This window comes from Pseudomonas sp. AK181 (genome assembly GCF_051122975.1).
Classification (GTDB): domain Bacteria; phylum Pseudomonadota; class Gammaproteobacteria; order Pseudomonadales; family Pseudomonadaceae; genus Aquipseudomonas; species Aquipseudomonas lactis.
Window position 1 is genome coordinate 2,356,236 of the sequence record NZ_CP146348.1, and the last position, 14,375, is coordinate 2,370,610.

Genomic DNA, 14,375 nt, shown 5'->3' on the forward strand with positions numbered 1-14,375 from the left:
GAGCAGGGACATCTCAGGTGCCTGCTAGGTTGAATGGACCATTCAACCATTCAGGGGAGCAAAGGATTGCTTCACAAACCCAATTCTCATTTGTTACGACGTGGCCGTTATTCAGAACCTGGCCGAGCTTATTTGGTAACTGCCGTGGTTTATCAACGTCGCCCGGTGTTTGCCGATCTTTACCTGGGGCGGCTATTGGTTGCCGAGCTTAAACGAGCCCATGACCTTGGACTGGTCAACTCGCTGGCCTGGGTCATTATGCCGGACCACCTTCACTGGTTATTTGAACTGCGAGACGCGACGCTGCCTGAGGTGATGAAACGAGTGAAGTCGTGCAGCACACTGGCCATCAACCGAGCCCGTCGTACACACGGAGCTTTCTGGCAGTACGGCTATCACGATCGTGCGGTGCGGGCGGATGAAGACCTTATCAAGGCTGCTCGCTACATCATCGCGAACCCACTGCGAGCCGGACTGGTCGAGCATGTTGGCGACTACTCACTCTGGGACGCCGCCTGGCTATAACGACGTACCCCTTGTGGCCAGAGATTGCTCCCGCTGGGCCGCGAAGCGGCCCCAACCCATTCACCGCATACGCTCAGTGGATGCGAGGTGTGGCTTTTTGGGGCTGCTGCGCAGCCCAGCGGGAGCAATCTCTGGCCACAGGAAACAAGGCTGAATGATTGCGCGCCGCCGCGGTCGGAACCTGGGTACGCACCATTAATTGAAGGAGCACCCATGAAGTCGAAAACCTTAGCCGCTTGCCTGCTGGTCGCTGCCAGCTTTTCCACCGTCAGTGCTGTAGTGCAGGCCGGCGATACCCCTCAGGAAACCGTGCAACCTTCAAACATCAACGCTCGCGACTTGAAAGAGGGCGACCGCGCGCCGGATATCCTGATGCGCAAGGAGTCGGCCATCAGCGATTGGAAAAAACGCGGCCTCAAGCAGCCCGAAGAGGAAAGCCAGTGGGCGCGCGTAGGCGACAAGTACGTCCTGCTCAAGACCACCAACGGCACCATTCTTGAGATTACCCCTGTCAAGAAATAATCCCCCCTGGGCGCCTGCTCGTTTCATGGTTCTTGGGTTAAGGTAACCGACCGCAATGGTCGCGTTACCTTTGAAGAATGAGAGCAGGATGCTTGCCACCATCAGAAACTACCCCCGCACCGTGAACCTGCTGCTGTGCGCCACGTTGTTGCTGACGCTGGCCAAGGCCATTACCTTTCCCTACCTCGTGATCTACCTCACCAGCCATTTCGCCTTGGACATTACCCAGGTCGGCTTGGTAATCGGCAGTTCGCTGATCGTCGGCTCACTGCTCAGTGTCTACGGCGGTTTCCTGGTCGACCGCATCGATAGCTATCGCCTGTTGCTGGGTTTGAGCCTGGTGTTTGTGCTGGGGTTTATCGGCACGGTGCTGGCGCAGAATATCTGGGCATTCTATGGCTGCCTGATCCTGATCAACCTGGCCTACGCCGTCATCGATATTGCGGTGAAAGCCGGCTTCGCCAGCCTGCTGCCCGAAGACGCGCGCAGCGAGGTGTTTTCCATCAAGTACACCCTCACCAATATCGGCTATGCCGTGGGGCCTTTCTTTGGCGCGATGGTGGCCAAGTTGGATATCAGCCTGCCGTTTATTCTGTCGGCGCTGTTGGGGCTGGGTTTTTTCCTGCTTTACGGGCGCTGGGGTGACCGTAACTTGGCCACGGTGGACGCCACGCAAAAGCCGGTGCCGTTCCTCGCCGTCGCCCGCGTTTTGCTGCAGGACCGTCGCCTGGTGTGCTTCACCCTCGGCGGTTTACTCAGCGCAGTGGTGTTCGGCCAGTTCACGGCCTACCTGTCGCAATACCTGGTGACCACCACGACCGCCGAATACACCTACACGGTGATCAGCGCGGTGCTGACCACCAACGCTGTGTTGGTGATCGCCTTGCAGTACCTGATTGGCCGGCGCATCTCGCACCGTTACCTGAGCCAATGGCTGATCGCTGGCTTGAGCATGTTCATGCTGGGTTTGATCGGCTTCGGGCTGTCCACCAGCGTGGTGGGCTGGGTGCTGGCGATGGCGGTATTCACCGTCGGGGAAATCATCGTGTTCCCGGCCGAGTACATGTTTATCGACCGAATTGCCCCGGACCACCTGCGAGGCATGTATTACGGGGCGCAAAACCTGTCCAACCTCGGCGCCGCGCTGGGGCCGGTGCTGTGTGGGGTGGTGTTGGCCAGCCTGCCAGCCCATTACATGTTTTACATGCTCGGGGCGTTTATCGTTGCCGGCGGGGTGTTTTATTTCATGGGAGCGGCGATAAAGGCAGATCATCCAGCGTGAGCTTGCCGACGTTGTTGCTTTGCAGCTCGTAGCGCAATTCATCCACCATTTTTGCGACTTCCTGCGGGGTCTGCAGGCGGTTGGTGCTGATGCCGGTCACCACCAGGTCGACACGGCCGGTCTCTGCGTCGTAGACCTTGAGGGTCAAGGACGCATCCCGGCACAGGGTGAATTCGCACGTCAGCGGTGACAGGCCTTCTTCGATGCAGTTGCGCAGTTGAGAGAGGGTAAACATGCGGGTTCCTTCTAGGCATAAATACGATCCCTTGAAGGTTATTGCTTGCACCGCCGCTCAATAAGGCGAATTCGCACTAGACGCACTAGTGCATTTGCACGGTCATGGCTTGTTTTTCAGGCGCAAATCGCCGGCAAACAGCCCGCGTTCACGGGCCCAGACGATCGCTGCACTACGGCTGTGCACCCCCAGCTTGGAATACACCGTGGCCACATGGTTACGCACGGTGTTGGGCGCCAGTTTCAGGCGCGAGGCAATCTCTTTGTCCGCCAGGCCCTCGCAGATCAGGCCCAATACATCGCGCTCGCGGGCGGTGAGGTCGGTGAAGGAAACATTCGGCAGATTGGGGCTGTTGACGCTTTTGGCGTTGGCCAGCTTTTCGATCAGAGTCTGGCTGAACCAGGAGGCGTCCTGCATGACTTCTTCGATGGCCGCCACCAGTTCCAGCTCCGAGCGTTTGCGCTCGGTGATGTTCATCAGCACCATCAGGTAGCAGGGCACGTCCTGGACAACCACGGTGTCGGCGGACACCACGCAGTCGATCACCTCGTTGCCTTTCTTGCGCACCTTGAGGTCTTGGCCTTCAAGGTTGCCGGCTTTTTCCAGGGTGGCGAACAACTGCGCGCCGGCCTGGGGGCTGTCGATGAAGTTGATGTCTTCGATGGATTTGCCGATCAGTTCTTCGCTGATGTAGCCGGTGATGCTCATGAAGGCTTCGTTGATGTCCACCACCTGGCGGTTGTCGGCACTGCACACCAGGGTCGGCACGGGCGTCAGGCGAAAGGATTTGGCGAAGCGCTCTTCGCTCTGGCGCAGGGCGATTTCGGCTTTGCGTCGTGGCTCCAGGTCGGTGAAGGAAAACAGCATGCAGTCTTCCTCATTCATGTCCAACGGTTGGCCGGCGACGATCACCAGCTTGCTGCCGCCTTCGGGCAGTCTCAGCTCGGCCTGCATCTGTGGGATGGTCGCGCCTTCGCCCAGGCGCTGGATCGCCAGGTCCTTGCGCTCGGCCTGTTCCAGCACATCCAGTTCATACACGGATTTGCCGATGACCTGGTCGCGGTTATAGCCGGTCATCTCCAGAAAACCCTGGTTGACTTTGATGTAGCGCAGGTCGCTGAGGCGACAGATCACGGCGGGCGCCGGGTTGGCGTTGAAGGTTTTCTCGAAGCGTTGCTCGGCGCTGGCCCATTCGGTGGCGTCGCTGAGGATCAGCACCAGCAACTCCGGCTCGCCCTGGGCATCGGTCAGCACCAGGCTGCGCAGGCGATGCACCCAACTGCGGTGTTCGTCGTCGGCGGGCGTGACTTCCACCACCACATCGCTGAACTCTTCACCGGCAGCCACGCGGCTGAGGGGGTAGCTGTCCAGTGGCAAGGGGTGGTTGTTGCGATAGCGCAGGGCAAAGCGCTTGGCGTACGCCTCGGTATTGACGCCCAGTTCCTTGACCTCGCTGACCCCATGCATGGTCAACGCCGCTTCATTGGCCCACAGAATGGTCTGGTCGACCTCGGCCAGAATCACACCGTCGGACAGCCCGGAGATGATGGTTTGCAGTTGGCGGCGGTTGGTTTCTTTGGCGAGAACATCCTGGGTCATAACGTCTCCGATTAGGGCAGGGCAAGGCACATTGGGTTACGACATCCCGGCTTCAGGATAGTGCAGAGTAATTGCCCAAGGGGCAGTGCGAATGCACCAGAGCGTCTGGTGCATATGGGCCAGGACTGAACGTATGTCGTTTCGCCACACTCACACCCAACAAGGCACATTGCCTTGCTCCCCAATTTGAAAAGGACCTTTGTATGACCACTGTCTATGAAACCAATCGATCACTGTTTCGTGTGTCGTGGAGCTCGGTATTGGCCGGTAGTGCAATCGCACTGGTCACCTACCTGGTCTTGAGTGTGTTGGGCACCGCCATTGGCGCCAGTGCTGTTGACCCGATGGAAGCGGGCAACCCGCTGAGCGGTTTTGGCACAGGTGCGGGTATCTGGCTGTTTGTATCGACACTGGTCGCCATCGCGTTGGGCGCTTTTGTGGCCGGCCGCACCGCGCCGGATCGTGGCGGCCTGCATGGGGTACTGACCTGGACCTTGACCACCTTGCTCACCACTTGGCTGCTGGCGGGCCTGGCTTCCAGCGTGGTCGGCACTGCCGGCAACGTCGTGGGCAAAGGCCTGTCCGCAGCCGGCAGTGGCATTGCTGCCGCCGCGCCGGGAATTGGCAATAGCATCAAGCAGCAGTTGAACGAGCAGGGCATCGAGCTGGACTGGAACAGCCTGCAAGGCCAACTGGATACCTTGCTCAAGCAGAGCGGCAAGGCTGAGCTGGACCCTGCCAATGTTGAGCAAAAAGCCGATCAGGCAGCGGCCGATGGCAAGCAGTCGGCCACCGATGCAGCGACCAACCCTGCCCAGGCCGGTGATGAGCTCAAGCAATGGTTCGAACGTGTGAAAGCGTCCGGCGAGCCAGCACTGAATGCAGCGGATAAAGAGGCGCTGGTCAACATCGTCGCGGCCCGCACTGGCAAGAGCAAAGAAGAAGCCACTCAGATCGTCGACAACTATGCCCAGGCTTATCAGCAAGCCATGCAAAAGGTCGATGAGCTGAAAAAACAAGCTGAACAAAAAGCCCGTGAAGCCGGTGAAGTCGCTGCCAAGCAACTGTCCCGCGCGGCCTGGAGCACCTTGGCCATGCTGCTGTTGGGCGCGGCGTTGAGCTTCTTTATCGGTCGTATCGCGCTGACTACCCGTCGCGTGCCATTGGCTTAAAACTGTCTACGGCAAGGACGCCGCCTGTGTGAAGGGGTAAAATGCTGGCATTTTACCCTTATCCCACAAAGGTGCCCCTTGAGCGCAGGCAAAACCGTCGGACTGTTATTACTCACTTCCCTGTTGGCGGCGTGCGGCACCTCGCCGCCACGCACGCCCAACGACCTCTGCGGTATCTTGCGCGAAAAAGACGACTGGTACGACGCCGCCAAGGTCACGCAAAAGCGCTGGGGCGTACCGATCCAGGTGCCGTTCGCCATCATGTATCAGGAGTCGGGCTTTCGCCACGACGCCAAGACCCCGCGAAAATACCTGCTATGGATCATCCCCTGGGGCCGCGTGTCCACCGCTTCCGGCTATGCCCAGGCCAAGGATGAAGTGTGGAACGATTACCGCAAAGCCACCGGCCGCAGCGGCGCTGATCGCGAAGACTTCGACGACGCCATCGACTTTATCGGCTGGTACATGGACAAGACCTACACCATCAACGGCGTCTACAAGTACGACGCCTACGGCCAATACCTGAACTACCACGAAGGCTGGGGCGGCTACCGCCAGCGCACCTACGCCAGCAAAGCCTGGTTGCCACCGGTGGCGAGCAAGGTGCAGGCGCGTTCGCAGATGTATGCGCGCCAATATGCCGGGTGCAAGGATGAATTGGGGCGAGGGTTCTGGAGCCGGTTCTGGCATTGGTTGTAAAAGGCTTCTGGATGCATGCAGATTCAATTGTGGGAGCTGGCTTGCCTGCGAAAGCGGCTGTGCAGACACAGATGTAGGGACTGACACACCGCCTTCGCGGGCAAGCCCGCTCCCACAATTGGATCTGTATGCATTCCAGCGAGTGGTCCACCATGTGGGCCATTCCCCTGCACTTGCCAAACCCACCCAATTCTGGGAAAACCCCAGCCTTTGACCCCTTCAATGAGAACCCCATGAGCAACGACGAACTGCAGGTCACCGACATCCGCCTGGGCGACGGCAAAGCCGTGGTCAAGGGCGCGCTGATCACCACCCAATACACCGGCACCCTGGAAGATGGCACGGTGTTCGATTCCTCCTGGGAGCGGGGCAAACCGTTCCAGTGCGTAATCGGCACTGGCCGCGTGATCAAGGGTTGGGACCAGCTTTTCATCAAATGACACTGCGGTGTATCCTGCCCTTTTAAGCAGCAGGAAGCAGGCCGATGCCAGCCGCCATACCGTACATTCGATTCAGCACGGGCAAGCAGAGACACGGTAACAGCGAGGAACGCCAGCACCAGATGGTGATGAGCTGGCTTGGCCAGAACCCTAACCACACCCTGTCAGACCTCAAATACTCTGACCTTGGCAAATCAGGGTACAAGGGCGATCACATCAAAGATGGTGGTGGATTTGCCATGCTGTTAGAGGCAGTGGAGGCGGGAGCCATCAAGCCGGGCGACGTAGTGTTGGTTGAGGCCATCGACCGCACAGGCCGTCTGTCTCCATTGAAAATGCTAAACACAATTATCAGTCCGATCATTGAAGCTGGCGTGAGCATTGTCACCCTAGACGACAATGTAACTTATGACAGCGGCAGTATTGCTGGTGGTCACTTGTTCCTGTTGGTTGCAAAGATACAGGCAGCACATGGCTACTCTAAGCAACTGAGTGAGCGTGTGACCGCTAGTTATGGAATCAGGCGGCAACAAGCTATTGAAGGGAAGTCAATAAAACGCTGGGCTCCTATCTGGCTAACAGTTGACGGTGTATTGAAAGAGGCTATTGCACCATACATCAAGCAAGCCTTCGAATGGTATGTGAGTGGCATTGGCAAAACTACAATCGCTAACCGCTTGCGTGGTAGTGGTGTGCCTGAGCTAGCGACCTGTTCGGGTCCAACTGTCGAAGCTTGGTTGCGAAATAAAGCGGCTATTGGAACTTGGGAGTATCACAAAGGTAAGGAAGACGCAGAGGATATACCGAATGTTTACGAGCCTGTTGTAACTCCTGAGTTGTTCATGCAGGCACAACGGAGAAAGAAAGAGGTAGCGACTAAGCCCAGAGAACGTACGTCGAAGCATTTTCTTGTTGGTCTTGTGAAGTGTGGAGTATGCGGATCAAGCTACATCATTCACCATAAGGACGGTAAGCCGAACAACCTACGATGCGGGACATATCATCGGTTGAAGAAAGCAGGATGTACAAACGATGAAACCATTCCTTATCAGGTTGCAGTTTACATCTACTCAGAGACTGCTACACACTGGGTAGATAAGGCATTGCAAAAAGTCCAGCTTACAGTTAATGATAAGCGTAAGCTGGTACTGGAAAATGAGCGAGATACTCTGACCGCGTCGATTAAGACTCTTACTGAAAAAGCAGTTGCGCTTGATATTCCTGAGTTGTGGAATAAGCTAGAAGAGGAAAGCAATCGGCGTAAGTTTGTAGACGAAGAGCTTTCTGTTTTGGAGCGTACACCGGATGCTGGTGGTGGGTTCGCTGCGGTTCTTGCACAAGATCAAATGATGATTCATGATCCGATTCAACTCAGTGCTCTGTTGAGGCAGGTAGAATATTCGATTGTCGTTTACCCAAACAAGTTGTTCAAGGTGGCTGGTGAGTTGTATCCTTGGTTATATCTCGGGCCAAAACGTAAACCTAAAAGCAACGTCACACTGGGTTACAGGATACTTTATTTGGGTCAGGAAGCCATCATATCCCCTGTGCTTCCTATGACGTTGGACTGGGGTAAGCCCACCGATAACCCGGTTGAACAAATGAGGTACTATCTTCGTCGCGCCTACAAACTGGTGTCCGCACCACAGTCGTATGAATATAACGACGATGTACCGGAATAAAAGTAGGTACTGTAGAGTCTCAAGGATAGTTGATGTAAAAGTGCAAAAAAACACTTGCAGCGTATAGACAAGTGTGATTTTAATTGTTATAATTGGTGTATTGAAGAGAGAAGTTTTCTTGCTTCTTAGGCTGTCCACTCTTACTTTCAATTTCCTCTAGCGCCGCCCCCTTGGTGTTGTTGGGCAACTGTAGCTCATGGCCTTTCCTTCCTTGACCTATAGTTCGCTCCCTGCCGCTGTGATTCTTCCATAGTGGCACCAATTCTCCTTGCTCTCTCGATCACTTCATTGTGAACGAGAGGTCATTCTTTTCCTGTCAGAATATTCGTCCTGATAGATACCATTACACTTACTTCCTATGGAGGTTTCACGCATGAAAAACGCTAAGCTGTGCCTGTCTTGCCGGTCTCCACTAACAAACAAAAGGTCTGATGCTGTAACTTGCAGCGGGAAATGTAGGAGTAAGAAGTGGAGGGCTTTGAAGGAGCAGTCAGTATTGCTTACTTTTCGCCTGCCTACTTCTTTACATACTGATTTGTTTCTAGTTGCTTACGCACGTAACCAAGGTATCAATACGTATCTGAATAAAGTGGTCGCTGACCATCTGTCCAATACACGTTAAGGAGGAAAGCAACGTGACCAATCAACAAATTCACCAGCAGATGAAATATTATAAATCGTTGAAAGCAGCGGCGGCAGCTACCGGGAATCGTGCAGAAGGTCAGCGGTGTAGTGACATGCTTGAAATGCTCGCTGCACACATAACATGCGGTGCCCGTTATGAGCGTTGAGGCATACATTAAAGGGGGGCAACGAGCAAACGCTAATCGCAAACAACGGCAGGCCAAGCGACAGGCAAGCAAGGTAACCGGTAAGCCAGTGGTAGTTGAACGATCATCAGCAGTCGTCGCTTCACCGGGTTTTGATCTTGAAGCTTTTCGTTTAGATATCATTCAAAAGGCGATTGCCAAAATCATTATTAACAAACAGAAGGAAATTAACAAATGACAGAGAAGATTAAGATTTCAGGGGTTCCTCCGCAGTGGGATGAAGCTGAGTATGAGCAGCGTGTTGCTGACTGGGTTAATGTATATAGAAGCACCACGCAATCAATGGAGCTTATCCGCGCTCCGTTACCGCATGATCTGCTTCAACAAGTGATTGACAAAGCGAAAGACGGTTTCACGATGGCACTAAGTCAACCGGTAAGCCTCGCCCCACTGAACAACTTGTGCTGGATGATAAAGCCTGGATCAAGGCAAGAAGAAGACATTGTTAATATCCGGGCAGAGCAGAAAGCAAAGTACATTGCCCACCTGCAAGCTGAACATGCACGATATCAGGATATGCTTCGTCAACAACTCATTCAGGCAGCTGAAGAAGAAGAGCGTAAGGCAGCAGAAGCCGCTAAGGCGAAGCAACTAGTATCCATCGAAAAAGAGGTTCAAGCTTGCTACAAACCGTTGGTCATTCCGGAGTGACAATTTAGGGTCATTAACAATGGATATACAGGATGCTTCCTACTGGTTAACGCTGGTAGGAAGCTTTTTTTATGTATCAAGAAAAGTCGTTTGATCCGATAACCATTGGGGATCACCGATCAGGTGCTTAACACACCTAACATCCGCACTGGAAACTTTGTCATTTCTCAACGGATATAACGTTTAATCTTGGTTCTCAGCGAGATACTATGGGTAATGGCTCTGTAGCGCCCGCTGATGGGGCCGGGAGGACTTTTCTTTGATTTTGTATCCTGGGGCAGTGGGTAGAGGTTAACGTCGCTCTAGAGCGATCCTGCGAACATCTGCATGGTGTGATGTTTGGTTCTACATCGCCCGTATGAATGGGTACGGTTACCGTTTGCAGCTACCGCACTACTAATGCAATAATGCGGGTTTTTGAGCGGGTTTTGAATTGGGTGAGCCCCTTGAATTGCGGGGTTCAGAGGTGTCTTTGTTCACCGGGATTGCCCATGTAGTATAGGAGAGAGACTCCTGGTCTGAGATTGTGACTAGAGAATGAGTACTAGAGAGTAAGTTGTTAGAGGAAAGACTATGAGTGAAACCACGGAAGACAAGACAAAGAGAAAGTACTTAACGGTATTCAGGGGTTACCCATGGAGCAATCAATATTCAGTGTTCTACGAGGACCCATCGTTGAGCCTTGCCTTGCTGGATGACATGGTGGCATTCAAGCAGAGGTTGCGTAGGGCATACCCGGATCAACCATTTCTGATTCGCCTACAGCTCAAGAGCGGTAGTGGTTGGCCATTGCATGCATACCTGACAATGTTCACCACCAAGCCAGCAGAAGGCTTGCAGGATGTTGTAAGCAAGCTCTTTAAGACACCGATGACTGTCCTCAGTAGGCGGCTCAATGAGGGGAAATTGGTAACCATTGCTAAGGCAATTGAACACCAGCGCCCACAGAACCTGTCGAGATTCTTTGGCAAGGAAGGGGTCAACCGGTGGTCAATCCTCAACAAGCATGCGCTCACTCCTGTTTAAGTCGAGGTCTTCCCTTTCTTGGCACCCTGACGTGGTGCTGCCGTTACATTCCTAAATACGACTGTCGAGCCGGGAATGTCAGGGGACTCATGGATTTCCATTTGTAAATTCAGACCTAGAACATCCAGCGGTTCAAACATCCGCAGTCGAGAGATCGTTTCGCCGTTAGAGCTGCGAGAGTACTCCCCGGAATAGACCAAGGGCTTATGTTCCTCAAGCCATTGAACGCTGCCTTTACACCTTAGTAGGACCACGGGAACTGGACCTTCCGCCGTATCAAGAGCGTGAGGTTCATTCAGCGTGACATTGAACTGTATTGGTACCGCTGGGCCATTCGGTGTCAGGTCGGTCAATAGCTCGGGATGCTTGCCGAGCGTGTTCGTAAAGACTTCTCGCGGAGTGATGAGCGCACCAGTATTCAAATTGCGAAGCATCAGGTTCGCTTGATCGTGTTCTAGCACGTCGTTCAAGCTCTCCACGCTCACCGTTGGCGGAAGTGCCTCAATACCAAACTCGACTCGGTCTAGGTGACGTATCTCTGTTCGGTGGGGCATGCCCACAAGCTCTGGCCACTCCTCGAACTCAGCCGGGGACAGCACTTTGAATTCACGGGTGTCAATTGCAAAACGTTCTGCCTCCTCCAACGCACCAGTACTGAAACCGGTTGTAGAAACTGCTGTAACCCTTGAGAGGTTGAATCTCTGTCTTCTACCGATAAGCTGTTCGATCCACGCGACTGGGGCCGGCCCTTCTGACGGGCGGTCTCTGCACTCGATGAGCCATTTGAAGTCGATAGTTCCTACCTTGCCCTCGACCATAATGTCGAGTTCCGCTGCGGGTCTTCCGGTGGTGGTACTGCTTAGGACTCGGGGCGTGATCGACCAGTCCGGTGGGAGTCGTAAACTCTCGATGTAGGTCACGATACTCTCTAGTTGCTTGCCATCCTTCTTCTTTGCCATGGGCCATTTGCCTGCTGGGTGACGTGAATTTCAACAGTATACGTCCTGGCTAGCATAGACTGTTCGTGTTCTTATGAGTGCACCCTTGAGATCACAGAGAAATGAATACAGCACCCCTATCACGCACGTATTCATTAGGGTTGAGTTTTATAATGAATACATAGATACTGCCTGCATCTAAAATCTATTGAATACAGGCGGGCAGAAATGGCACACGTTGCGTACATCCGGGTCAGCAGTGAAGAGCAGAACACGGACCGTCAGCTTGATGGCATCGCTGTTGATCGGACCTTCTCTGACAAGGTGTCAGGGGCGACCACAGAGCGCCCTGCATTGAAAGAGATGCTGAGCTATGTGCGTGACGGTGACACCATCCATGTTCACTCTGTTGACCGTCTTGCACGTTCGCTGGCTGACCTGCTGGCACTCGTAACTTATCTACGTAAAGCAGGGGTTTGCGTTCACTTCCACAAAGAACAACTGCTGTTCACATCTGAGGTGAACCCTACACAAGAACTAATGCTGAGCATGATGGGTGCTGTCGCTGAGTTTGAGCGTGCCATCATTAAGGAACGTCAGCGTGAGGGCATAGCGAAAGCGAAAGCCAAAGGCGTGTACAAAGGTCGTGTGAAAAAGGTTGATGACCAAGCGATACGTGATGCCATGGGGCGGGAAGGTGCATCGTTCCGGAAGGTTGCCGCTGAGCTTGGAGTAAGCCTAAGCACCGTACAGCGAGCAATGAAAGCAGCATAAGGAACAAGGCTCTCAGCTTCGATCTGAGAGCGTTCGACACCAGCGCATAACCCCGTGCATGACTTGCATACCAAACGCCACGTATGAGCTTAATTTGGAGCTTTGCGGGGCGTTGTCGTATGTGTCTGTAGGGATTTTAAAATCATCAGCATCTTATCCTGCTATAAGTGTGGTATGGGTTAAATGCCTTAGCTAACCCGCCGGATTTTCCGAGCTGTGGATTTTTGGCGGTATTGTAAATGCGTACTAGCAAATTTGGGGGTAAAAAGGGCGATATACGGATCGGCCAAAGTAATTAAAGCAGCGTGCCGGTATCGCCTTTAACTATACTCATTAACCTCTATAGAACCTTGACCCTAGTATTGCGGGTTAGGTTGAGTATTTCCGAGGGGCATAGCTTCACCATCTATGGTCGCATCATTCCATTCATACCATACTTTGCCGCCCCTACTTTAACATTTGCCTTCCCCATGCCTCATACAGAAATATGGGGTATTTATTCTCGCTGCAAAAGCTTTTTACGAGCGTCGTTATATTCTTGCTCGCTAATGTGTCCATCTTCTTTCAGTTTCGCCCACTTAATCAACTCGTCAGCTACCGAGAATGATTTCATCCTCTCTCCCTTGATAATGTCAATATCAGATGACTGCGTGCTCGCTTTGGGCTTACTGGAGAATATACTATTATCCGCAACCCATACTTTATGCTGAGAAAGAGGTTTGTAAAATAGCACATTAAGGATAAGCAAGTAAAAGAGCACCACACCAACCGCAATGCATGAGACTAAAAACTCTTCCCCTTGTCGATCCCAGCGATTATAGGCACCCAGCGTAGTAGCAAACCATGCGGCACACCCCCCAGCGATGGCCAATGCGATATATAGGTAGATTTTGGAGTTCCTGACAGCTGTTGTGATATGAGAGAAGTCATTATTCTTCTTCATCATAAAGACACCAAACAATAGAAATACAGCTGGTGCAACACCAACAAAAAAGCCAATGACTGGCAGCATAACTAAGACAAACACAAGAATCTTGCTATGATCAGAACTGGTTAGCGGGGTATTTTCCATGTGGCAAGCACCTTAAAATTATTTAATGTCAACTATTCAAGCGCCGATTACAATTACAGCTCACAAAGACCTGTTAATCCTCCATGCTATCAACAGCAAAATTAATGAATGCAGAGCAGCAAATGAGCATGAATCGAGCATCTGCTTTGGTGCAAGGCTTGTCACCATCAAGCAAACCGTGCCGGATACCACCGGCATCACTGGTATAACCGTACAAGGTCATGAATGCCGATTTCAAACTTGAATGCAGGCCATGTTTAGTCTCAAGTGTCTTGAGCGCTTGGCCCAATGTTGCCTTATCATCCCCAATCAGCTTTTTAGCAAGTGACTCAACAGCACTAATGCTCTCTTTGATAGAGTTTCGATAGTCAGGATTTTCCCTGTCAGTCAGCAGTCCCAGTGCGGTTTGCATATGAGTTCTTACCCCTGCGTATTTATCCCTGCTGGCAATCGCTTTTTCAACTTCATCAACCTCATCCTTAGAGGTGATAGGTGCCAATACGCCAGACACAAATAGGTAGGCAGAATTTTCGCGGCTCAGCACCCTGTTGAAATCTTCCATTAGTGTAAGCGCTGTGTCTTTGTAGTTCAATTTAACGATAAATTCTATGAAGCTATATTTTCTATGCCAGCTCATGCCGAAATAGCTATCACGTATGACCTTTTTAAATCCTTTCCATGAGGATGGAAGTGAGTCTAAAGATGCTTTGTAGAAGTCAGCATACAAAAGCTCAGAGAATTCTCTGAAGTTAGACTTTTGTATCGTGTCGCTATACTGGCGATCGGTTGTCCGCCACCGAGAAAATAGGTGTACAAGTAATACGTTCCATAAAGAGTTTTCAAGTTCTTTATCAATGCTATCAACTTGTGCAAGTTTTCGTGTAGGGATCAGACCCAAGGATGCTCCGATCAACTTGTCGTGCAGCCG

At 52.7% G+C, this 14,375-nt stretch carries 16 protein-coding genes and 1 pseudogene; 12 read left to right on the plus strand and 5 right to left on the minus strand.

Annotated elements, in window-relative coordinates; translation table 11 throughout:
- Positions 1 to 33: 33 nt before the first annotated feature.
- The 3 genes from V8689_RS11280 to V8689_RS11290 all read left to right on the plus strand — a co-directional run bounded on the left by V8689_RS11280 (position 34) and on the right by V8689_RS11290 (position 2,329).
- The gene (locus V8689_RS11280) at positions 34 to 525 is read left to right on the plus strand and encodes an REP-associated tyrosine transposase (RefSeq protein ID WP_052224669.1); all 492 of its coding nucleotides are present in this window, start codon (positions 34 to 36) and stop codon (positions 523 to 525) included.
- A gap of 213 nt (positions 526 to 738) precedes the next feature.
- Complete coding sequence (locus V8689_RS11285) at positions 739 to 1,047, plus strand: RcnB family protein (RefSeq protein ID WP_056787665.1); 309 nt, start codon at positions 739 to 741, stop codon at positions 1,045 to 1,047.
- A gap of 88 nt (positions 1,048 to 1,135) precedes the next feature.
- Positions 1,136 to 2,329, plus strand: a complete 1,194-nt coding sequence (locus V8689_RS11290; RefSeq protein ID WP_056787663.1) for an MFS transporter — start codon at positions 1,136 to 1,138, stop codon at positions 2,327 to 2,329.
- Here V8689_RS11290 and V8689_RS11295 read toward each other — a convergent pair.
- Both V8689_RS11295 and V8689_RS11300 read right to left on the minus strand, forming a co-directional pair.
- Complete coding sequence (locus tag V8689_RS11295; RefSeq protein WP_003190355.1) at positions 2,292 to 2,564, minus strand: DUF1652 domain-containing protein; 273 nt, start codon at positions 2,562 to 2,564, stop codon at positions 2,292 to 2,294. The genes V8689_RS11290 and V8689_RS11295 overlap by 38 nt on opposite strands.
- Before the next feature lie 102 nt (positions 2,565 to 2,666).
- A complete protein-coding gene (locus V8689_RS11300) occupies positions 2,667 to 4,163 on the minus strand; it encodes a PAS domain S-box protein (protein ID WP_434520715.1) in 1,497 nt (498 codons plus the stop codon).
- Between the two features lie 203 nt (positions 4,164 to 4,366).
- Here V8689_RS11300 and V8689_RS11305 point away from each other — a divergent pair, with 203 nt between their 5' ends.
- From V8689_RS11305 to V8689_RS11340, 8 genes and pseudogenes are all read left to right on the plus strand, one after another.
- Positions 4,367 to 5,335 carry a hypothetical protein gene (locus V8689_RS11305; protein ID WP_019821429.1) on the plus strand — a complete coding sequence of 323 codons (969 nt, stop codon included), beginning with the start codon at positions 4,367 to 4,369 and terminating at the stop codon, positions 5,333 to 5,335.
- Positions 5,336 to 5,413: 78 nt separating this feature from the next.
- Complete coding sequence (locus V8689_RS11310) at positions 5,414 to 6,034, plus strand: hypothetical protein (protein ID WP_056787659.1); 621 nt, start codon at positions 5,414 to 5,416, stop codon at positions 6,032 to 6,034.
- 233 nt (positions 6,035 to 6,267) lie between these two features.
- Positions 6,268 to 6,459: pseudogene (locus V8689_RS11315) on the plus strand (FKBP-type peptidyl-prolyl cis-trans isomerase); the annotation flags it as partial.
- A gap of 59 nt (positions 6,460 to 6,518) precedes the next feature.
- The gene (locus V8689_RS11320) at positions 6,519 to 8,156 is read left to right on the plus strand and encodes a recombinase family protein (protein ID WP_060766062.1); all 1,638 of its coding nucleotides are present in this window, start codon (positions 6,519 to 6,521) and stop codon (positions 8,154 to 8,156) included.
- A 635-nt stretch (positions 8,157 to 8,791) separates the two neighbouring features.
- Positions 8,792 to 8,947, plus strand: coding sequence for a hypothetical protein (locus V8689_RS11325; RefSeq protein ID WP_155717274.1), 156 nt, complete (start codon positions 8,792 to 8,794; stop codon positions 8,945 to 8,947).
- Entirely contained in the window at positions 8,937 to 9,164 is a 228-nt protein-coding gene (locus V8689_RS11330; protein WP_060766063.1) for a hypothetical protein, read from the plus strand. Before V8689_RS11325 ends, V8689_RS11330 begins: the two co-directional genes overlap by 11 nt.
- Positions 9,161 to 9,637 carry a hypothetical protein gene (locus V8689_RS11335; protein ID WP_060766064.1) on the plus strand — a complete coding sequence of 159 codons (477 nt, stop codon included), beginning with the start codon at positions 9,161 to 9,163 and terminating at the stop codon, positions 9,635 to 9,637. Before V8689_RS11330 ends, V8689_RS11335 begins: the two co-directional genes overlap by 4 nt.
- Positions 9,638 to 10,210: 573 nt before the next feature.
- Positions 10,211 to 10,663 carry a hypothetical protein gene (locus tag V8689_RS11340; RefSeq protein WP_060766065.1) on the plus strand — a complete coding sequence of 151 codons (453 nt, stop codon included), beginning with the start codon at positions 10,211 to 10,213 and terminating at the stop codon, positions 10,661 to 10,663.
- On the opposite strand, the gene V8689_RS11345 is transcribed toward V8689_RS11340, so the two are convergent.
- Positions 10,660 to 11,622 carry a hypothetical protein gene (locus V8689_RS11345; protein WP_060766066.1) on the minus strand — a complete coding sequence of 321 codons (963 nt, stop codon included), beginning with the start codon at positions 11,620 to 11,622 and terminating at the stop codon, positions 10,660 to 10,662. The two genes, V8689_RS11340 and V8689_RS11345, sit on opposite strands and share 4 nt — an antisense overlap.
- A 207-nt stretch (positions 11,623 to 11,829) precedes the next feature.
- On the opposite strand from V8689_RS11345, the gene V8689_RS11350 reads away from it, so the two are divergent.
- Positions 11,830 to 12,375, plus strand: a complete 546-nt coding sequence (locus V8689_RS11350) for a recombinase family protein (RefSeq protein ID WP_060766067.1) — start codon at positions 11,830 to 11,832, stop codon at positions 12,373 to 12,375.
- 496 nt (positions 12,376 to 12,871) lie between these two features.
- Here V8689_RS11350 and V8689_RS11355 read toward each other — a convergent pair whose 3' ends face one another.
- Together V8689_RS11355 and V8689_RS11360 are read right to left on the minus strand one after the other, a co-directional pair.
- Complete coding sequence (locus V8689_RS11355; RefSeq protein ID WP_060766068.1) at positions 12,872 to 13,447, minus strand: SHOCT domain-containing protein; 576 nt, start codon at positions 13,445 to 13,447, stop codon at positions 12,872 to 12,874.
- 73 nt (positions 13,448 to 13,520) lie between these two features.
- On the minus strand, positions 13,521 to 14,345 hold the full coding sequence (locus tag V8689_RS11360; protein WP_434520716.1) for an AbiJ-NTD4 domain-containing protein: 825 nt from the start codon (positions 14,343 to 14,345) through the stop codon (positions 13,521 to 13,523).
- Positions 14,346 to 14,375 lie beyond the last annotated feature (30 nt).